This is a genomic window from Tepidiphilus margaritifer DSM 15129, from assembly GCF_000425565.1.
Classification (GTDB): domain Bacteria; phylum Pseudomonadota; class Gammaproteobacteria; order Burkholderiales; family Rhodocyclaceae; genus Tepidiphilus; species Tepidiphilus margaritifer.
In genome coordinates this window covers 72090-91084 of record NZ_AUDR01000016.1, presented here as the reverse complement: position 1 = coordinate 91084, position 18995 = coordinate 72090, and the positions used below count along the sequence as shown (strand labels likewise).

Here is an 18995-nt window from a genome sequence, read left to right as displayed (position 1 = left end):
ATGGCCGAGGCGATTTTCGAGACGCACATCACCAGTCTGCCGCTCATCGGACGCGGCAAGGTACGCGACCTCTACGCGGTTGGCGAGGACAAGCTCCTCGTCGTCGCCACCGACCGGCTCTCCGCGTTCGACGTCGTGCTGCCCGATCCCATTCCGGGCAAGGGCAAAGTGCTCACGACGATCACCGAATTCTGGCTCGATCTGCTCGCCGGCATCGTTCCGGATCATCGCACCGGCATCGATCCAACCTCCGTCGTCGCGCCCGAAGAGCGCGACCAGGTCCTCGGGCGGGCCATGGTGGTCAAACGCTTGCAACCCTTGCCCATCGAGGCGGTGGTGCGCGGCTACCTCATCGGTTCCGGCTGGAAAGAATATCAGCACAAAGGCAGCGTGTGCGGCATCGCGCTCCCAGCGGGGCTACGACTCGCCGACCGGCTGCCCGAGCCGATCTTCACTCCGGCCACCAAGGCCGAGGCAGGCGAGCACGACGAAAACATTTCCTTCGAACAGGCCGAGGCTCTGTGCGCTGCGCGTCTCGCACCGCACGATGGCGCGAGCCTCGCGCGGCAAGCCAAGACCGCGGCGCTCGCGCTCTACATCCGGGCGCGCGACTACGCCGCCGAGCGCGGCATCCTCATCGCCGACACCAAGTTCGAGTTCGGCATCGACGCCGCCGGCGTGCTGCACCTCATCGACGAGGTGCTCACCCCCGATTCGTCCCGGTTCTGGCCGGCCGACGCCTGGCAGCCCGGCACCAACCCGCCTTCCTTCGACAAGCAATACGTGCGCGACTACCTCGAAACGCTCGCCTGGGACAAGACCGCGCCCGGGCCGCGCCTGCCGGAAGACGTCATCCGGAAGACCGCCGAGAAGTATCGCGAGGCGTATCGACGCCTGGTTGGGCGAGCGCTGCCGGAATAACGCTTCCTGAAGGGGGTGTTCCGTTGAAACCCCCCGTCACCGCAATTACGACAACAAAAAGAGGAGACACCCCATGGCCTGCAGCCGCCGCACGACGGCGCTCGTCGTCGTCATCGCCGCCTACGTTTTGTCCTTCTTCCACCGCTTCGCCCCTGCCGGCATCGCCACCGAGCTCGCCGCGGCCTTCCACACCAGCGCCGCTTCGCTCGGCACGCTCGCCGCCACCTATTTTTACGTCTACACCCTGATGCAGCTGCCCACCGGCATCCTCGCCGACACCGTGGGGCCGCGACGCATCATCGTGGCGGGCGGATTCGTCGCCGCCGCGGGGAGCCTCCTCTTCGCGCTCGCCCCTTCGCTGGAAGTGGCGCTCGCCGGCCGCACCCTCACCGGCCTGGGCGTGTCGGTCACCTTCATCGCCATGCTCAAACTCTTCGCCCTGTGGTACGACGAGCGGCGTTTCGCTTCCCTGGTGGGTCTGGGCATGTTCGTAGGCAATCTCGGTTCGGTGCTCGCCGGTACGCCGCTCACGGCGCTGGCGCAGCTCACGGGCTGGCGCGGCGTGTTCGTGGCCACGGCCTTGGCGTCGCTCGCCATCGCCGTGCTGTGCTGGCGGCTGATCGAGCCGGAAGAGCCCGGCACGCTCAAGCGTTTCGACCGCACCGTGATCTTCGGCGGACTCGCCACCATCCTGCGCAACCGCGCCACCTGGCCCGCCGTGCTCGCCAACTTCGGCATCGCCGGCAGCTTCTTCGCCTTCGCCGGCCTGTGGGCCACACCTTACCTCATGAGCGTGCACGGCCTGACGAAACTTCGGGCCTCGCACCACCTCTCGCTCTACTTCCTCGCCTTCGCCCTCGGGTGCCTCGCCATTGGCGCCCTGTCCGATCGGCTCGCGCGGCGCAAGGCGGTGCTGGTGCCAGTGGCCGCACTCTACCTCGCCTGCTGGGTCGTGTGCCTGACGGCGGGGCCGCTGCCCGAGACCCTCACCTTTCCCCTCTTCGCCCTCATGGGGCTCGCCTCCTCTTCCTTCTCGCTCACCTGGGCCTGCGCCAAGGAAGTCAATCCGCCGGCGCTCTCGGGCATGAGCACGGCGCTCACCAACATGGGCGGGTTCCTCGGCGGTGCTCTCCTGCAGCCGCTCGCCGGCGCGCTCATCGACCGCGCCTGGAACGGAACCGTGCTCGACGGAGTCCGTCTCTATGCCCCGGAACATTTCACCGCGGCGATCGCCTGCCTTGCCGGCGCCGCCGCGCTCGGTTTTCTCGGCGCCTGCCTCGTCCACGAGACACGCGCCCGCAACCGGTGGCAAAATCCCGCCTGAAGAGAATCCACCTCGAGGACACGATGAACGCACCAGAACATCCGCTGCTGCATCCCTTTCAACTCCCTCCCTTCGATCGCCTCCGGCCGGAGGACGTCGAGCCGGTCATCACCGAACTCCTCGCGCGGGCCCGCGCCGCGATCGAGCGCGCGGTCGATGAACGCACTCCGCCCACCTGGGAAGCTTTCGTCGCGCCGCTCGAACGCGCACTCGAGCAGCTCTCGGACGCCTGGGGCGTGATCGGGCACCTGCACAGCGTGATGGACACCCCCGCCTGGCGCGAGGTCTACAATAAGCTGCTGCCCGAAGTCACGCGTTTCTGGACGGAGCTGGGACAGAACGAGGCGCTCTACCGCAAGACGCAGGCGCTCGCGCAAAGCCCGGAGTTCGCTCGCCTCTCGCCCGAACGTCGCCGCGTGATCGAACTCGACTTGCGCGACCATCGGCTCGCCGGCGCGGAACTGCCGCCCGAGAAGAAACCCCGCCACCGCGACGTCCAACAGGAACTGTCGGCACTCTCGGCCAAGTTCTCGGAAAACCTGCTCGATGCGACCAATGCCTACCAGGAATGGATCGAGGACGAGGCGCAACTCTCCGGCATTCCGGAGGAAGTGCGGGCCATGGCGCGTGAGGCGGCGCAGGCGCAAGGCCGTCCGGGCTGGTGCTTCACCCTGCAGATGCCCTTCTACTTGCCGGTGATGCAGTACGCCGACGATCGGGCGCTGCGCGAGCGCATGTACCGGGCCCACGCCACCCGCGTCTCCGAGTTCGGCCCGCCCGAGCGCGACAACGGCCCGCTCATCGAGCGCATCCTGGCGCTACGCGGCGAAGAGGCGCTACTGCTGGGCTATCCCGACTACGCCAGCTACTCGCTCGTGCCCAAAATGGCCAACGAGCCGGAGGAAGTCGCCTCCTTCCTGCGAGAACTCGCCGCCCGCGCCAAGCCCTTCGCCCTGCGCGATCTGGAAGAACTGCGCGCTTTCGCCCGCGACCGCCTCGGCCTCGATCCGCTCGAGCCCTGGGACATCGCCTATGCCTCGGAAAAATTGCGCCAGGAGCGCTACGACTATTCCGAACAGGAAGTGCGGCGCTACCTGCCGCTGCCGCGCGTCCTGGAGGGGCTCTTCGCCCTCTTGGAACGGCTCTTCGGCGTGCGCCTCGTGCCCGACACCGCCCCCGTGTGGCATCCGGACGTGCGTTTCTACCGCGTCGAGCGCGACGGCGCGCCGATCGCCTATTTCTACGTCGACCTCTATGCCCGCGACACCAAGCGCGGCGGCGCTTGGATGGACAGCGCCAAATCGCGCCGACGCGAGGCCGAATTTCTCATGCTGCCGGTGGCCTACCTCGTGTGCAACTTCGCCCCCCCGGTGGGCGGCACCCCCCCCACGCTCACCCACGACGACGTACTCACGCTCTTCCACGAGATGGGTCACGGGCTGCATCACATGCTCACCCAGGTCGACGAGGCGCCCATCTCCGGCATCAATCACGTCGAATGGGACGCCGTCGAGCTGCCCAGCCAGTTCATGGAAAACTTCGCCTGGGAATGGGAAGTGCTGGAGAAAATCACCGCCCACGTCGACACGGGCGAGCCGCTACCGCGTACGCTCTACGAGAAAATGCGTGCGGCCAAGAACTTCCAGGCCGGCATGCAGATGGTGCGCCAGATCGAATTTTCGCTCTTCGACCTGCGCATCCACCGCGAACTCGCCCGCGCCCAGGAACCGGCTCCCGAACGCGTGCCGCTCGCCGAGGTGCTGCGCATCCTGGAAGAGGTGCGCGACGAGGTGGCCGTGATCCGGCCGCCGTCCTGGCATCGCTTCCCGCAGAGCTTCTCGCACATCTTCGCCGGAGGATACGCGGCCGGCTACTATAGCTACAAGTGGGCCGAAGTGCTCTCGGCCGATGCCTACGAGGCCTTCGAAGAGGCGAGCGCGCGCACCGGCACCGTGCTCGATCCCGACACGGGGCGTCGCTTCTGGCGCGAGATCCTCGCCGTGGGCGCAAGCCGCCCCGCGGCCGAATCCTTCCGCGCCTTCCGCGGCCGCGAGCCGCGCATCGACGCCCTGCTGCGGCACAACGGGCTGATGGAGGAGCCGGCGCGCAGCTGAATGAGACGAGCGGCCCGCTCAGCCGAGCAACCGCTCGACGAGCGCCGCCGCGCGCGCTTCCACGTCCGGATCCTGGACGATGGCCCGGCCCCACTCGCGGTGGGTCTCGCCGGGCCACTTGTTCGTGGCATCGATCCCCATCTTGCTGCCCAGCCCGGCTTCGGGCGAGGCGAAGTCGAGATAGTCGATGGGCGTGTGCTCGGCAATGAGCGTGTCGCGCGCCGCATCCACGCGCGTGGTGAGCGCCCAGATCACCTCCTGCCAGTTGCGGATGTCGACGTCCTCATCCACCACCACGATGAACTTGGTGTACATGAACTGGCGCAGGAACCCCCAGATGCCGAACATCACGCGCTTGGCGTGCCCCGGATAGGCCTTTTTGATCGACACCAGCGCCATGCGGTAGGAGCAGCCCTCCGGCGGCAGGTAGAAATCGACGATTTCCGGATACTGGCGCTGCAGCAGCGGCACGAAGACTTCGTTCAGAGCCACGCCCAGCACCGCCGGCTCGTCGGGCGGCTTGCCGGTGTAAGTGGTGTGGTAGATCGCCTCGCGCCGCAGCGTGATGCGATCGAGCGTGAGCACGGGGAAAACCGCCTGCTCGTTGTAATACCCCGTGTGATCGCCGAAGGGGCCTTCGAGGGCCGTGTCGCCGGGATGGATGTGCCCTTCGAGCACGATCTCGGCGCGCGCCGGCACCTGCAAGCCCCCCACGGCCTCGGTGAGCTCGGTCTTCGCCCCGCGCAGCAGCCCAGCGAACTGGTATTCGGAAAGGGTGTCGGGCACCGGCGTGACCGCGGCAAGGATAGTGGCCGGGTCGCAGCCGATCACCACCGCCACGGGAAAGGGCTCGTCGGGATGCAGCCGCGCATGTTCGGCGTAGTCGATCGCCCCGCCGCGATGCGCGAGCCAGCGCATGATCACCCGGTTTCGCCCGATCACCTGCTGGCGGTAGATTCCCAGGTTCTGGCGTTTCTTGTGCGGCCCGCGGGTGACCACCAGCCCCCAGGTGATGAGCGGACCCGCGTCCTGCGGCCAGCAGTGCTGGATCGGCAGCCGAGCGAGATCGAGCTCCGCCCCTTCCCACACCACTTCGCGGCACGGCGCGCGCGAGACCGTCTTCGGCGCCATGTCGAGCACCCGGCGCAGCACCGGCATCTTCTCCCAGGCATCGCGCCAACCGCGCGGCGGCTCAGGTTCTTTCAGATAGGCGAGCAGGCGCCCCACGTCACGCAGCGGCTCGCGCCAGTCACCGTCCTCGCCCACGTCCTGCCCCATGCCCAGCAAGACACGGCGCGGCGTGCCGAAGAGATTGGCCAGCGCCGGCAACGAATGCGCCCGGCCCTGGGTGTGCGGCCGCTCGACGAGCAGCGCAGGCCCGCGACGCCGCAGGACGCGATCGGCGAGCGCCGTGAGCTCCAGGTGCGTATCCACCGGCTCGGTCACCCGCTTTAGTTCGCCCAGCGCCTCGAGCCGGGCGCAGAATTCGCGCAGATCGGCAAACGTCATGTCGCTCATGCCCGATCGGCGAGCACCGCGCGCACGGCAGCGTGCACCGACTGTGCCGCGGCGGCCGCGGCGTCCTGCCAATCCTCGCCCTCGCTCGCGTAGAGGATGGCGCGCGAGGAATTGAGGATCAGACCGGGAAACTCCGGGCGGCACCAGCCGGCTCGCACCGTGGCTGCCAGATCCCCTCCTTGTGCGCCGATGCCCGGCACGAGCAGCGGCACGCCCGGCGCGAGCTGGCGCACCCGAGCCACTTCCTGCGGCCAGGTCGCGCCCACCACCAACCCTGCCTGCCCGTTCGTATTCCACGGGCCGGCGGCCAGGCTCGCCACGCGCTCGAAGAGCCGCTCACCGCCGGCAAGCTCCAGGGCCTGCAGCTCGGCGCTGCCCGGATTCGAAGTCCGGCAGAGCACGAACACCCCCTTGCCCGGCCAAGCGAAGAAAGGCTCGAGCGAATCTCCGCCCAAGTAGGGATTCACCGTGACCGCGTCGGCCCCGTAGCGCTCGAACGCCTCGCGTGCATAGTGGCGGGCGGTGGAGCCGATGTCGCCGCGTTTGGCATCCAGGATCACCGGAACGTCGGGATGGTGCAACTTCACGTGGGCGATCAGCCGCTCGAGCACGCCCTCCAACCCCAAGGCAGCGAAATGCGCGATCTGCGGTTTGAAGGCGCACACGCAAGGCGCACACGCCTCGATCACCTCACGGCAGAACACCCAGACCCCTTCCGCAAGCGGCAGACGGCGCACGCTGCGCGGCAAGCGCTCCGGTTCCGGATCCAGCCCCACGCACAGCAGGCGCGCCGGATCGCGCCAGCGTTCGCGCAGCGATTCGAGGAAAGTCGTTTGTACCACGTCGTTCTCCCTTCAGCCGTGCCACAGATCGAGCACGACGCCGGCAAAGAGCACGAGCCCGAGGTAGTTGTTGTGCAGGAACGCCTTGAAACAACGCGCCGGTTCGCGCGTGCCGATGAGCTCCAGATGGTAGGCGGCGATGCCCGCGGCGACCACCAGCGAGACGAGGAAAGGCGCGCCGGCCCCGGCGAGGATGCCGGCACGGGCCCACAGCGCGAATGCCGCGAGGTAACATAGGAACACTGCCAACACATCCCAGCGTCCGAAGGTGATGGCCGACGAATGGACCGGCAGTTTCAGGTCGTCGGGCCGGTCGGCCATGGCGTATTCGGTATCGTAGGCGATCGTCCAGAAGAAGTTGGCGGCAAAGAGCGTCCAGCATACCGCGTCGGTCTGGCCGCGAATCGCCACCCAGGCCATGGGAATGCCGAAGGAAAACGCCACCCCCAGAAAAGCCTGGGGTACCGGCAAGAATCGTTTGGTGAAGGGATAGATGGCGGCGATGGCGAGCGCCGGCACCGACCAGGCCACCACCCTCCAGCCCAGAGGCAGCACCAGGAGAAAGGCGAGACCCGCGAGCACCCCGGCGACCTTGAGCGCCTCTTCGGGCGAGACCCGCCCGGCGGCCAGCGGCCGCTCGCGCGTGCGTTCGACGTGCGCGTCGAAATCGCGGTCGGCCCAATCATTGATGGCGCAACCGGCCGAACGCATGAGGAAAGTACCCGCCACGAAGACGAAGAAAACCCCCGGTGGCGGCACCCCGCCTGCGGCCCACCACAGGGCGATCAGGGTCGGCCACAGCAGCAGCAGCGTACCGATGGGTCGATCCCCGCGGATCAATTGCCAATAGAGCGGCAGGCGCGCTCTCCAGTCGAAATTCGGCTCCATCGCTCGTCACGTCGGTGTAATGAGAAGGTCGATCGGCGGCAGAAAAACCTCGCTCACCAGCAGCGGCACGCCCGCCCGCCAAAAGAGCGAGCGTCGCGCCCACAAACCCGGCGGTGCTTCCCGCCACAGCGCCGATGCGCGATGATACCGCGGATCGCGCGCATCGAGCCGAACCGCCTGCACAGTGCCGCGGAGCACCTTGGGATCGGCGAAGAGCAGCGCGCCCAGAGGACGGTTGCCGATGCACTGCAGCAGACGCCACGGGTATCGCACGCCCTGCCACGCCGTCAGCGAGCGTGCGAACACCACCGGCACGCCATCGGCGAGCAGCGCCACTTCGCGCACGCGCACCCTCTGCCAGGTCGGCACCCTCAGGGCGATCGCCTCGTCCGGATAGGGGCGGCCCCATCCTTCCCAAAGGCGGCGCACGGCGAACTCCCGGCAATGTGCCCGGATGCGGGCAGTGAGCGACCCCCGCTCGGCAAGCCACGGCCCCAGCCGGGGCGGCACCCCCCAAGGCAGCCCGGCGCGCCAGCGCGGCACGAAGAAGAGCGTCCCCTCAGGCATGGAGCCAAGCCCCGCCACCCGGCACCCAGCGCCGAATGAGCGTCTCGGCAAGCGCCGGATCGCGTTCCAGCACTTCGTCGGCGAGCCGCTGCGCGAGCGGCACGAGATCCTCGTCTGCCACCAGATCGGCCACGCGCAGGCTGGGCACGCCGCTCTGGCGCAGCCCGACGAATTCGCCCGGGCCGCGCAACCGCAGGTCCTCGCGCGCGAGCGCAAAACCGTCGTCGTTGGCACGGATCGCGGCGAGCCGCTGGCGCGCCGTGGCCGAGAGCGGCTCGCCGTAGCACAACACGCAAAAAGACGCCTCACTGCCGCGCCCCACTCGGCCGCGCAATTGATGCAGCTGCGCCAGGCCGAAACGCTCGGCGTGATCGATCACCATGAGGCTCGCGTTGGCCACGTCCACGCCTACCTCGATCACGGTCGTCGCCACCAGCACGTCGAGGGCGCCGGCCACGAACCGCTCCATGACCTGCTGTTTCTCTTCGTTCTTGAGTCGACCGTGCAACAGGCCGACCCGCAGCTCAGGCATCGCCGCGACGAGCTCCCGCCAGGTCTCGGTGGCCGCCTGCAGATCCAGCACTTCCGATTCTTCGATCAAGGGGCAGACCCAGTAGGCCTGTCGCCCCTGGGCGCACCAGCGGCGCACCCGCTCGATGAGCTCCTCCCGGCGGCGCTGCGACAGCAGCAAAGTCTGTACCGGCTGGCGCCCCGGGGGGCGCTCGTCGAGCAGCGACAATTCCAGGTCGGCGTAGATCGCCAGCGCGAGCGTGCGCGGAATGGGCGTGGCGGACATCATCAGCAGATGCGGGGAAAATCCCTCGCCCGCTTTCGCGCGCAAGGCAAAGCGCTGGCGCACGCCGAAACGGTGCTGCTCGTCGACCACCGCGAGCGCCAGGCGCGGCAAGGCGACTGCCTCTTCGATGAGCGCGTGCGTGCCGACCACCAGCAGAGGTTCCCCTTCGGCGAGCCGGGCACGCAGCGCCTGCGCCGCCTTGGCCGGGGTGGCGGCGGTGAGCAGCGCCACCTCGATCCCGGCCGGGGCGAGCCACTCACCGAGCTTGCGCGCGTGCTGGACGGCGAGGATCTCGGTGGGCACCATCAACGCCCCCTGATGCCCCCCATCCAGCGCCCGCGCCAGCGCCAAAGCGGCCACCACCGTCTTGCCGCTGCCCACGTCGCCCAAGAGCAGACGGTGCATCGGATGAGGTTTTCCCAGATCGGCGTCGATTTCGGCGAGCACCCGCTGCTGCGCCGCGGTGAGGGTGAAAGGCAAGGCCTCGCACAGGGCCCGCCGCACCGCCCCTTCCGGCTCGGGCAAGGCCGGAGCCTTGGCCGAACGTCGCACCGCGCGCGCCCGGCGCATCGACGCCTGCTGCGCCACCAATTCCTCCAGTTTGAGGCGGCGACGCGCCGCCGTCAGCCGCGCTTCGTCGGCACCGGCAGGCGGCGCGTGCAAGCATTCCAGCGCCTCGCGCAGCGGCGGCAGTTGCTCGCGCGCGCGCAGCGCCTCGTCGAGCCACTCGGCGGGCGCGACCACCTCCAGCGCCCGGCGCACCAGACGGCGCAACAGCCCTTGAGACAAACCCTCCACGCTCGGATAGACGGGGGTGAGGCGGTCGGGCAGCGGCGCCTCGAGCGGCACCAGCCGCGGATGGAACATCTCGCGCTCGCCGAAGAAACCGACCCGCACCTCGCCGAACCAGCGCATGCGCTTGCCCGGTTCGAGCCGCTTGACGGTACCGGGATAGACGTGCAGCCAGCGCCCGGTGAGCAAGCCAGTGCCGTCGTCCAGATGCGCGACGAGCTGCGGCCGCGGCCCCTCTTTGCGCTCCACGCGCACGATGCGGCCTTCCACGAGTACGGACGAACCGGCCTGCGCCTGCGCCACGGGCGTGACGCGTGTCTCGTCCTCATAGCGCAGCGGCAGGAGAAAAAGGAGATCCTCGGGGCGCATCACCCCGAGTTTCACCAGACGCGAAGCCACCGCCGGGCCGACACCCGGCCAGGATTCCAGCGGATGGCGGAAAGGCGCTTGCGCGGGCAAGGCCGGATCACGCCCCCAGCCAGACGACGGCCTCGGCCTCCACCATCGCCCCGCGCGGCAGGCCCTTCACCTCCACCGCCGAGCGCGCCGGATAGGGCGCACCGAAGTAGCGTGCCATCACCTCGTTGACGGTGGCAAAATAGGAAAGATCGGTGAGAAAGACCGTGAGTTTCACCACCTGATCGAGGCTCGCCCCGGCCGCCTCCACCACTGCCTTGAGATTGGAGAACATCCGTTCGCACTGCGCGGCGAATTCGGGCGGCAGCGTCATCGTGGCCGGGTCGAGCCCCAGCTGGCCGGAGAGATAGAGCGTATCGCCGGCGAAGACTGCCTGGGAATAAGTACCGATCGCTGCCGGTGCCTTGTCGGTATTGACGTGACGTCGCATGGCATCGACTCCTTATGCCCGCACGACCATTTCACAGGTAAACCGCTCGAGCACCTTCTGCAACCCGCGGCGCGCGGCGGTGTTGATGAGCAGCGGCCCCATGAAGTTCGCCCGCAGGCCGCTATCCTGCGGCGTGTTCGCCTCGGCCCCATCGGCACGGCGTACGATCACGGCCAAGGCCACGTCCTCGGGCTTCTCGATCTGCAACTGGGCCGCCTCGCCATCCGAGAGCGTGATCTCGTAGCGCACACCCAAAGCCTCTGGGCTCACCACGGAAAAGGCCACGTTGGGATCATCCAGGCTCTGCAGGATGAAGACCTTGGGACGATCTGCGCCCGTCTCCCCTTCTGCATCATGCGCCAGCATGAAACGCTTGCACGCCTCGAATCCTGGCAGGCCATTGGGGAACTCGATCACTTTGTCCTCGGCCACGTCCACTTCGCCCAACACCGGACTTTGCAGTTTCATCACACACCTCCTTGCCGTTGATTTGAAGTTCTCATTTCACCTGCATCACGCCGGCCACGCCGAGCTTGTGCTGGCGTTTGAGCCGTTCGGCCGCCTGCTGCGCTTCCTGGCGCGTGGCATAAGGGCCGACCAGCACGCGTGACTGCAAGTGCGCCGGAAAACCCAAGGTCTCCAACTGCCCGGCGAGCCGCTCGGCGGCGTCCAACCGGCCGAACATGCCCACCGGCACATAGTATCCCTTCTCCAGTGGTGCCGAACGCGCAGCAAGGGGGGATTTTTCCGGCATTTCCGCCGATGGAGGCGGTACGGGCAGCTCGTCTTGCCTGGTTTCCGGCCTGTGAAGATCACCACTGGAAGCAGGGCTTCCAACCGCGGCGTGCTCCGGCGGCGCCGATCCGGGGTGACTTTGCTCCTGCGCAGCGTTGGCATTTTCGGAGGACGGTTCGGGCGCAACGGGCGCAACGCGCGCCGACACCTTCGCCGCGACGACGGGCGGTCCGACGGGCGGCTCAGGTTCGGGCGCCTTTTGCCCGTTCGCCTGGTACCACAGTGCGAAAGCCGCTGCGACGGCGAGCACGGAGGCCGGCACCACCCGCTTCCAGGGAAAAGGCACGGTAGCCCCTTTGCCCGCCTTCATGGTGTATTCCCCCGGTCGCCACGGGCCATGGCCACGAGCAACTCCGCCTCGCCGAGCGTGATGCCGCAGCGCGCGGCGATCGCCGGCGCATCGAGCCCGCGGCGGGCAAGCACCATCGGCTCCACATACTCGGGGGACGCGGCGAGCGGCTCGACGGGCGAAGAGGAAGAAACCGGCGGGGCCGTCGTGGCCTGCTGTTCGAGGCGCTGCAACCGGTCGAGGATTTGCTGCAGTTGGCGGGCGTGCTCATCGAGGAGGTGCTGCAGGGCGTCACAGCGACGCTCCAGCGTCTTCACCGTGAGATCGAGCCCGAAGGGAGCAGCCGATTGCGGCAAAGAGGGAGATGGCTTGCGCTGCCGGACACGCCACCAGCGCACGACCTCGAACATCACCCAAGCGATGCTCGCCACCAAGATCCCGCCGATCACCCACTGCACACTCAGCGCTCCGCCGTTCTTTCCGCAGCAATGATAAAGCCGTCCGGCATTCCCGCCAAGCGGGAAAATCCGGACATCCGCGGCGAACGCACTCAGCAACCGCGAAAACGGGGTTTGCGCTTGGCCAAAAACGCCTCGATGCCTTCGGCGAAATCCTCCGTGGCGCTGCAATCGCCGAATGCCTCGGCTTCGGCAAGGAGCTGCGCCTCCAGGCTCTGTTCGAGCGAATCGGCGAGCAGCGAGCGGATGCGCCCATAGGCGTAGCCCGGTCCGGCGGCCAGGCGCGCGACCAGCGTCTCGACTTCGGCGTCGAGCGCGTCGGGCGCGACCACGCGGTTGACGATCCCCAGCTCCAGGGCACGCTGCGCGTCGAAACGCTCCGAGAGAAGGAAAAGCTCCGCCGCACGGCGGCTGCCCACCACCCGGGGCAAGAAGTAAGACAACCCGCCGTCGGCCGGAAGCCCCAGCATGGCATAGGCCGTGGTAAACACCGCGTCGCTCGAGGCAATCGCCAGATCGCAGGCGAGCATCAAGGACATGCCGAACCCGGCACAGGCACCACGCACCTTAGCCACCACCGGACAGGGCACACGGCTCAAACGCTCCACCACGGGATTCACCCGCTTCTCGATCGCGGCGCGAAACGCTTCACGCCGCTCTCCGGGCGTGCGGTCGAGCAGGCGGGAAAAATCGCGAATGTCCCCTCCGGCCATGAAATGCCCACCCTGCCCGCTCACCACCAGGACGCGCAGATCAGTACGCTGCACCAAGGCGGCGCTCGCCTCGTCGAGCGCTTCCATCATCTCGAACGACAAGGCGTTGAGCGACTCCGGCCGGTTGAGCACCAGTTGTCCGACCCCGTCGACCACCTCCCACAGCACCGTCTGCGCCATGCTTCCTCCCGTCTACACCCGCTCGAAAATCCCCGCGGCGCCCATGCCCGTGCCGATGCACATCGTCACCATGCCATAGCGCACCTTCGGGTCGCGCTGCATGGCCGCCATCAGCGTCGCGGTACGGATCGCACCGGTCGCCCCCAGGGGATGACCCAGTGCGATCGCCCCGCCCAGCGGATTCACCTTGGCCGGATCCAGCCCCAGCGTGCGCATCACCGCCAACGACTGCGCCGCGAACGCCTCGTTGAGCTCGATCCAGTCGAGATCGTCCTGTTTCAGGCCGGCGCGCTGCAAGGCTCGGGGGATGGCTTCCACCGGGCCGATTCCCATCACTTCCGGCGGCACGCCGACCACGGCGTACGATACCACACGCGCAATGGGCCGAACTCCATAGCGTTCGAGCGCCGCCTCGGACATCAACAACACCGCTCCGGCGCCGTCGGACATCTGCGAGCTGTTGCCGGCGGTCACGCTACCGCGCGCGGCGAATACCGGTTTGAGCGAGGCCAGCCGCTCCGGTGACGTATCGCGTCGGGGCCCCTCGTCGATCTCGGCCATCGACTCGCGCACCGCCACTGTCCCCCCGGTGCCGGGCAGGTGCGTACACACCGGCAGGGGAGCGATCTCCTCGCGAAAGAGCCCTGCGTCGATCGCCGCCACTGCCTTGCGGTGCGATTCCAGGGCGAAGGCATCCTGATCCTCTCGCGATACACCATATTGGCGTGCCACCACCTCGGCGGTCAGCCCCATCCCATAAGCGATGGCCCGATTCTCGTCCGATTCCACCACCTTCGGGTTGATGCTCACCTTGTTGCCCATGATCTGCGGCATCACGCTCATCGACTCGGTGCCGGCCGCGATCATCACGTCGGCCTCGCCCAACCGGATGCGCGCCGCCGCGTCGGCCACCGCCTGCAGACCGGAGGCGCAGAACCGGTTGACCGTCACGCCCGGCACTCGTACCGGAAAACCGGCCAACAGCAGGCCGATACGGGCCACGTTCATCCCCTGCTCGGCCTCGGGCATGGCACAACCCGTGATCACGTCACCGATCTCCGCCAGATCGAGTGACGGCACCCTCGCCGTCACCGCCCGCAACACGTGCGCCAGCATGTCGTCTGGCCGTACGTGGCGCAGCATCCCACCCTTGCGACCCACCGGCGTGCGTACCGCCGCCACCACATAGGCATCCTGACCTCGTCTGCTCATTCCTTGCTCCTCTCCTCAGTTGCGCAGCGGTTTGCCCGTTGCGAGCGTATGCGCGATGCGTTCCAACGTCTTGGGTGTGCGCAGCAAGGTCATGAATTCGCGCCGCTCCACCGCCAACAACCATTCCACCGGCACCCGGGCCCCGCTCTCCACTTCCCCTCCGCACAACGCGGTAGCCACTCCTTTGCCGACGCGGTAATCGTGCTCCGAGATGAATCCCCCTTCGCGCATGTTGACCAACATCATCTCGCAGGTGGCAATGCCGTTGCGCCCCGCCACCACGATCTCACGCTCGGGCAAGGGGGGACGATAGCCCGCCTCCGCCAGTGAGCGGGCACGTCGGATCGCCACGTAGAGCAACTCTTTCGGGTGCATCACCACATCGTCCCCGGCTCGCCCATAGCCGATCGCCTGCGCCTCGAGCGCACTGCGCGAGACCTTGGCCTTGGCCACCTGCTCGAACATCGGCTGAATGAACGCGAAAACATCGCCGCCAGCGGCACGCCGGGCCATGCGATGCGCCTGGATCGCCAGCTCCTTGCAGCCACCCCCGGCCGGAATGAGCCCCACGCCCACCTCTACCAGACCGACGTAGGACTCCAACGCGAATACCCGATGCGCCGTGTGCAGGGCGAACTCGCAGCCCCCGCCCAAGGCCATGCCCTCGATCGCCGCCACCACGGGGATCTCAGCATGCTTGAGCCGCATGGACGCCTGCTGGAATCGTTCGACCATGGTCTCCAGCTCGTCGAACCGGCCGGCCTGCGCTGCTTCGAGCACCTGCTTCAGATCGGCGCCCAGGGCGAACGGCGCCTCGTGCCACAGCACCAGCGCATCGAGCTCGCGCTCGGCCCGCGCCACCGCCTCCAGGATGCCCTCGATCACCGCCGCGCCCAGCGTGTGATGGCGGCTGCGCACCGAAACGATGCCCACCCCTGCGTCCTGGTCGGGGCGGCGCCACAGGCGCACCCCCTCGTTCTCCCACAAGGTCTCGCCCGGATCGTCGAATCGCTCCCCCAAGACCCGGTCGGGATAGAGCTGACGCCGATACACTCCGAGCAAAGAGCGTTCCACCCATGTGCCGCGCGCCGCACTCCACGACCCCTTGGCCGAGTGCACGCCGTCGAGCTCCTCTACCCAAGCCGGCAGGGGCACATTGGCGAGCGTGAGGCCGGCGGCACGATCTTCTTCGATCGCCCGGGCGATGTCGCGCCAACCCACCGCCTGCCACGTCTCGAAAGGCCCCATGGTCCAGCCGAACCCCCAGCGCATCGCCAGATCGACGTCGCGCGCGCTGTCGGCGATCGTTGCCAGATGGAAAGCGCAGTAGTGGAACACGTCGCGAAACAGCGCCCACAGAAACTGCGCCTGCGGATGCCCGCTCGCGCGCAGCCGGGCAAAGCGCTCGCGCACATCGCGCAGGGCGAGGATCTCCTCCACCTCCGGCGCTACTTCTCCCCGGGCCGGACGGTAAGCCCCGGCGGACGGATCGAGCACCAGGATGCCGCCCTTCTCCTTGCGGTAGACGCCAGCGCCGCTCTTCTGCCCCAAGGCCCCTTGCCGGATCAAGGACTCCAGCCACTGGGGCACGCGAAAGACGCCATGCCAGGGGTCCTCGGGAAGGGTCGTCTGCATCGTCCCGATGACGTGCGCCAGCGTATCCAGCCCCACCACGTCGGCCGTTCGGTACGTCGCGCTCTTGGGGCGGCCGATGCGCGGCCCCGTGAGCGCATCGACCTCATCGAACCCCAGACCCAACCGCTGCGTGTGATGCATCACCGCGAGGATGGAGAACACGCCAACACGGTTGGCGATGAAGTTGGGCGTATCCTTGGCCCGGATCACCGATTTCCCCAGGCGCGTCGTCAGCCAGCCCTCCAGTGCATCGAGCCTCGCCGCATCGGTTCCTGCATGCGGCACCAGTTCGACGAGCGGCAGATAACGCGGCGGGTTGAAGAAATGGATGCCGCAGAAATTGCGGCGCACCGCCTCGGGCAGTGCCTGCGCCAATGCCGTGATCGACAGGCCCGAAGTGTTCGAGGCCAGCGTGGCCCCCTCCCCGAGAAAAGGCGCCACGCGCTCATAAAGGGACTGTTTCCAGTCCAGGCGTTCGGCGATGGCCTCGATCACCAGGTCGCACTCGCGCAGCGCCTCCAGGTCGTCGTCGTAATTGGCCGGTTGAATCCAGGCGAGCCGCTGCGACTCGGCCAGCGGCGCCGGATCGAGGCGCTTCAGCCCCTCGAGCGCCCTGAGCACCGTCGCATTGCGATTCCCCTCGCCCGAGGGCAAATCGAACAACACCACCGGCAGGTCGGCATTGGCGCAATGCGCGGCGATCTGCGCCCCCATCACCCCCGCGCCGAGCACGGCCACCTTGCGGATCCTCATACGTTCCACACGATTCTCCTCGTCATTTCATGTCGTTCACACGCGCCGCGGGACGACCTCCGTCAGAAAGCCCGCGAATACTGCACACCCATCAGCCAGATGTCTCCCGAATATTCCCCGGTCAGGCGCCCCCGGCCGTCGGCCATCTTGTTGCTGTCGATACGGGTATCGTTGATGAAAAGATACGCCAAGCCGATATCGACGCGGTTTTCCCGATCCGGCGACCAGCGTGCTCCGAACGATACCCAGATGCGATCGTTGTCGGGCAGGGCCGAGAGGCGATTCTCGGCATTCCTCACTGGCGATTCGTCGTAGGCCACACCGAACTTCAGCAACCAGCGTTCATCGAGCCGGTAATTTGCACCCAGCGCCACGCGCCACGTATCCCGGAAACGGGTGGCCAAGGTATCGGCCACCGAACCGGACTGCACACCGCTCGAACGATAGATCGGCAGCACGTTCAGGCTGCTCCACCCCGTCCAGGACACGTCGGCGAGCAGTGTCCAGCGCTCACCCACCCCTTGTGCCACGCTGGCAATGAAGGTATCGGGCAGATCGACCGACACTTTGGCATCGACGCCGGCCAGGCCGAGCCGCGGATTGTCCAGTACCGCCGCAGCCGGCCCATGAGCCTTGAGATCGCCGTCGAGCTTTTGCTTGACTTTCGAGCGATAGGAAAATCCGATCTTGGTCGTCTCGGTGGGCGTGAGGAGCAACCCCGCATTCCAGCCCCAGGAGACATCGTCCGCATTGAGGCGCAGCTTGGTCTGCTGCATCGCCGCATCCGTTACCCCGAGCGCCCTGAGCTGGGGGGGCGCCGCCAGACCGACGTAGCGGTCATAAGTCGCCTCCATCCGCTGCACATTCACGCCCAATCCCAGCGACACCACCTCGTTGACCTTGAAGGCGAGAGAGGGATTGATGTTGATCGTCTCGATCTTGAATTTGGTCGAATGATAACGCCCCATCCAATCATCGTCGTACTCGGTCATGAGGCCGAAGGGCGCGCTGATCCCCAGACCGAGCCACAAGCGATCGTTGATCTTCTGAGAATAATAGCCGTTGGGCACCGCCGCCCAATCGCCAGCATCTCCCCCGTTGCTTCCCGGCAGCGGCACGCCCGGGGCGGCGAGGCTCCCCCGGTCGTGGAACTTGAAACTGGGCTTGATCACCGCCAGGCCCAAGGACACCTCACGCGCCCCGAGCTGGGTCATACCGGCAGGGTTATAGAAGATCGTACCCGCATCTTCGGCCAGCGCCGCCGAACCGGCATAGGCGTTGCCGATGCCGCTCGCGCTCTGTTCGATGAGCTGAAAACCGCTGGCCAGCGCCGTGGAACTGGCGGCGAACAGCGACGGGACCACCACGGCCAAAAGTTTCTTCTTCATTGCTCGTCTCCTCCTCTTCGTCACGAACCGACGGACATACGCCCGCTCATTCTTTTTTACCTGCCACGTTCCGACGAAGCCCCCTCGGCACGCCGGACCGTTCAACTCCCCTCTATGGGGCGTTTGTTACCCTGCGCATCGAGCGCCACGTAGGTGAGTCGGGCTTCGGTGACCTTCACCACGACCGGACGCTCGGGATGACGCTCGGCAAAGACTTCGACGTCCACCGTGATCGACGTACGCCCCACCGAGACGATCTCCGCATACAGGCTCACCACATCACCCACAGCGATGGGCTGTTTGAACACGAAACTGTTGACCGCCACCGTGGCCACGCGCCCGCGGCTGCGACGGCGCGCCGGCAAGGAGCCTGCGATGTCGACCATCGCCATCACCCAGCCACCGAACACGTCGCCCGCCGGGTTGAGATCCGAAGGCATGGGCATCACCCGCAATTCCGGTTGACGATCTGGCAGAACATCCGACATGGTTTTCTCCTGAGGACACGAATCGAACGACCATGATAGCCGACCCGCACTTCCCTTCTTGGCAAAAAAAGGCGCTCGCCCGAAGGCGAGCGCGACCACCAAGGGAGGGAGGGAACTCTGGAGAACGCATGTGATGCACCAATTGTTTCGTACGTTTGTTTGAATAATAGCACAAAAAATTTTTGGGGCAATGGTTCACGAAGAAAAATGCCAAGGATGAGGAAAAAGAAAGCGGACAAGGGTCGTGCATCGCGACCCCCGAGTAGAATCCGGGCAAAGAGTCTTTGGTCGAGGTATCGAGGCGACAAGCCGCCCTGCAGCCATCCATTCCGGGCTGCGAGGAATCGGCCCATCCAAGGGAAAGAATGCGTCTGATGATAGAATGCCGGGAGAGGGAGTCGAACCCTCACGGTGTTGCCACCGGCGGATTTTGAGTCCGCTGCGTCTACCTGTTCCGCCATCCCGGCGCGGAAGA

General features: G+C 67.0%; 17 protein-coding genes and 1 tRNA gene. 3 read left to right on the top strand and 15 right to left on the bottom strand.

The genetic code is table 11. The features are described from left to right. From H607_RS0106125 to H607_RS0106115, 3 genes are all read left to right on the top strand, one after another. Complete coding sequence (locus tag H607_RS0106125) at positions 1 to 921, top strand: phosphoribosylaminoimidazolesuccinocarboxamide synthase (protein ID WP_028874699.1); 921 nt, start codon at positions 1 to 3, stop codon at positions 919 to 921. 73 nt (positions 922 to 994) lie between these two features. Beyond that, on the top strand, positions 995 to 2245 hold the full coding sequence (locus H607_RS0106120) for an MFS transporter (protein ID WP_028874698.1): 1251 nt from the start codon (positions 995 to 997) through the stop codon (positions 2243 to 2245). A gap of 23 nt (positions 2246 to 2268) precedes the next feature. After that, positions 2269 to 4359 carry a M3 family metallopeptidase gene (locus H607_RS0106115; protein ID WP_028874697.1) on the top strand — a complete coding sequence of 697 codons (2091 nt, stop codon included), beginning with the start codon at positions 2269 to 2271 and terminating at the stop codon, positions 4357 to 4359. Between the two features lie 18 nt (positions 4360 to 4377). Here H607_RS0106115 and ubiD read toward each other — a convergent pair whose 3' ends face one another. From ubiD to H607_RS0106040, 15 genes are all read right to left on the bottom strand, one after another. After that, positions 4378 to 5868 (bottom strand): 4-hydroxy-3-polyprenylbenzoate decarboxylase, encoded by a 1491-nt coding sequence (gene ubiD, locus H607_RS0106110; RefSeq protein ID WP_028874696.1) that lies wholly within the window; start codon positions 5866 to 5868, stop codon positions 4378 to 4380. A gap of 5 nt (positions 5869 to 5873) precedes the next feature. Then, a complete protein-coding gene (gene pyrF, locus H607_RS0106105; RefSeq protein ID WP_037989801.1) occupies positions 5874 to 6719 on the bottom strand; it encodes an orotidine-5'-phosphate decarboxylase in 846 nt (281 codons plus the stop codon). A 12-nt stretch (positions 6720 to 6731) separates the two neighbouring features. Beyond that, a complete protein-coding gene (gene ubiA / locus H607_RS0106100; protein ID WP_028874694.1) occupies positions 6732 to 7607 on the bottom strand; it encodes a 4-hydroxybenzoate octaprenyltransferase in 876 nt (291 codons plus the stop codon). Positions 7608 to 7613: 6 nt separating this feature from the next. After that, a complete protein-coding gene (locus tag H607_RS0106095) occupies positions 7614 to 8174 on the bottom strand; it encodes a chorismate--pyruvate lyase family protein (RefSeq protein ID WP_051240716.1) in 561 nt (186 codons plus the stop codon). Continuing rightward, positions 8167 to 10221 carry an ATP-dependent DNA helicase RecG gene (gene recG, locus H607_RS0106090; RefSeq protein WP_083961963.1) on the bottom strand — a complete coding sequence of 685 codons (2055 nt, stop codon included), beginning with the start codon at positions 10219 to 10221 and terminating at the stop codon, positions 8167 to 8169. The genes H607_RS0106095 and recG overlap by 8 nt, the downstream gene beginning before the upstream one ends. A 7-nt stretch (positions 10222 to 10228) precedes the next feature. Next, the gene (locus tag H607_RS0106085) at positions 10229 to 10609 is read right to left on the bottom strand and encodes a RidA family protein (RefSeq protein ID WP_028874691.1); all 381 of its coding nucleotides are present in this window, start codon (positions 10607 to 10609) and stop codon (positions 10229 to 10231) included. 12 nt (positions 10610 to 10621) lie between these two features. After that, positions 10622 to 11077, bottom strand: coding sequence for a flagellar assembly protein FliW (gene fliW, locus H607_RS0106080; protein ID WP_028874690.1), 456 nt, complete (start codon positions 11075 to 11077; stop codon positions 10622 to 10624). A 31-nt stretch (positions 11078 to 11108) separates the two neighbouring features. Further along, positions 11109 to 11363, bottom strand: coding sequence for an SPOR domain-containing protein (locus H607_RS13325; RefSeq protein WP_157381273.1), 255 nt, complete (start codon positions 11361 to 11363; stop codon positions 11109 to 11111). Between the two features lie 347 nt (positions 11364 to 11710). Then, positions 11711 to 12151, bottom strand: a complete 441-nt coding sequence (locus H607_RS11985) for a DUF2802 domain-containing protein (protein WP_051240715.1) — start codon at positions 12149 to 12151, stop codon at positions 11711 to 11713. Between the two features lie 92 nt (positions 12152 to 12243). Next, entirely contained in the window at positions 12244 to 13044 is an 801-nt protein-coding gene (locus H607_RS0106065) for an enoyl-CoA hydratase/isomerase family protein (protein WP_028874688.1), read from the bottom strand. A gap of 12 nt (positions 13045 to 13056) precedes the next feature. Then, positions 13057 to 14256 (bottom strand): acetyl-CoA C-acyltransferase, encoded by a 1200-nt coding sequence (locus tag H607_RS0106060; RefSeq protein ID WP_028874687.1) that lies wholly within the window; start codon positions 14254 to 14256, stop codon positions 13057 to 13059. A 15-nt stretch (positions 14257 to 14271) separates the two neighbouring features. Then, entirely contained in the window at positions 14272 to 16653 is a 2382-nt protein-coding gene (locus H607_RS0106055; protein WP_028874686.1) for a 3-hydroxyacyl-CoA dehydrogenase NAD-binding domain-containing protein, read from the bottom strand. 53 nt (positions 16654 to 16706) lie between these two features. Next, positions 16707 to 18032, bottom strand: a complete 1326-nt coding sequence (locus H607_RS0106050; RefSeq protein WP_028874685.1) for an OmpP1/FadL family transporter — start codon at positions 18030 to 18032, stop codon at positions 16707 to 16709. Between the two features lie 101 nt (positions 18033 to 18133). After that, positions 18134 to 18520 (bottom strand): acyl-CoA thioesterase, encoded by a 387-nt coding sequence (locus H607_RS0106045; RefSeq protein WP_028874684.1) that lies wholly within the window; start codon positions 18518 to 18520, stop codon positions 18134 to 18136. Between the two features lie 383 nt (positions 18521 to 18903). Beyond that, positions 18904 to 18987 (bottom strand) — tRNA-Leu (locus H607_RS0106040). Positions 18988 to 18995 lie beyond the last annotated feature (8 nt).

Excerpts from the sequence above, each read along its gene's own strand:
- H607_RS0106060 (WP_028874687.1), bottom strand. The coding sequence starts at position 14,256 with ATGAGCAGACGAGGTCAGGATGCCTATGTGGTGGCGGCGGTACGCACG.
- H607_RS0106050 (WP_028874685.1), bottom strand. The coding sequence starts at position 18,032 with ATGAAGAAGAAACTTTTGGCCGTGGTGGTCCCGTCGCTGTTCGCCGCC.
- H607_RS0106065 (WP_028874688.1), bottom strand. The coding sequence starts at position 13,044 with ATGGCGCAGACGGTGCTGTGGGAGGTGGTCGACGGGGTCGGACAACTG.
- H607_RS0106120 (WP_028874698.1), top strand. The coding sequence starts at position 995 with ATGGCCTGCAGCCGCCGCACGACGGCGCTCGTCGTCGTCATCGCCGCC.
- ubiD (WP_028874696.1), bottom strand. The coding sequence starts at position 5,868 with ATGACGTTTGCCGATCTGCGCGAATTCTGCGCCCGGCTCGAGGCGCTG.
- H607_RS0106085 (WP_028874691.1), bottom strand. The coding sequence starts at position 10,609 with ATGCGACGTCACGTCAATACCGACAAGGCACCGGCAGCGATCGGTACT.
- ubiA (WP_028874694.1), bottom strand. The coding sequence starts at position 7,607 with ATGGAGCCGAATTTCGACTGGAGAGCGCGCCTGCCGCTCTATTGGCAA.
- H607_RS0106115 (WP_028874697.1), top strand. The coding sequence starts at position 2,269 with ATGAACGCACCAGAACATCCGCTGCTGCATCCCTTTCAACTCCCTCCC.
- H607_RS0106045 (WP_028874684.1), bottom strand. The coding sequence starts at position 18,520 with ATGTCGGATGTTCTGCCAGATCGTCAACCGGAATTGCGGGTGATGCCC.
- H607_RS0106095 (WP_051240716.1), bottom strand. The coding sequence starts at position 8,174 with ATGCCTGAGGGGACGCTCTTCTTCGTGCCGCGCTGGCGCGCCGGGCTG.
- H607_RS13325 (WP_157381273.1), bottom strand. The coding sequence starts at position 11,363 with ATGCCGGAAAAATCCCCCCTTGCTGCGCGTTCGGCACCACTGGAGAAG.
- fliW (WP_028874690.1), bottom strand. The coding sequence starts at position 11,077 with ATGAAACTGCAAAGTCCGGTGTTGGGCGAAGTGGACGTGGCCGAGGAC.
- H607_RS0106125 (WP_028874699.1), top strand. The coding sequence starts at position 1 with ATGGCCGAGGCGATTTTCGAGACGCACATCACCAGTCTGCCGCTCATC.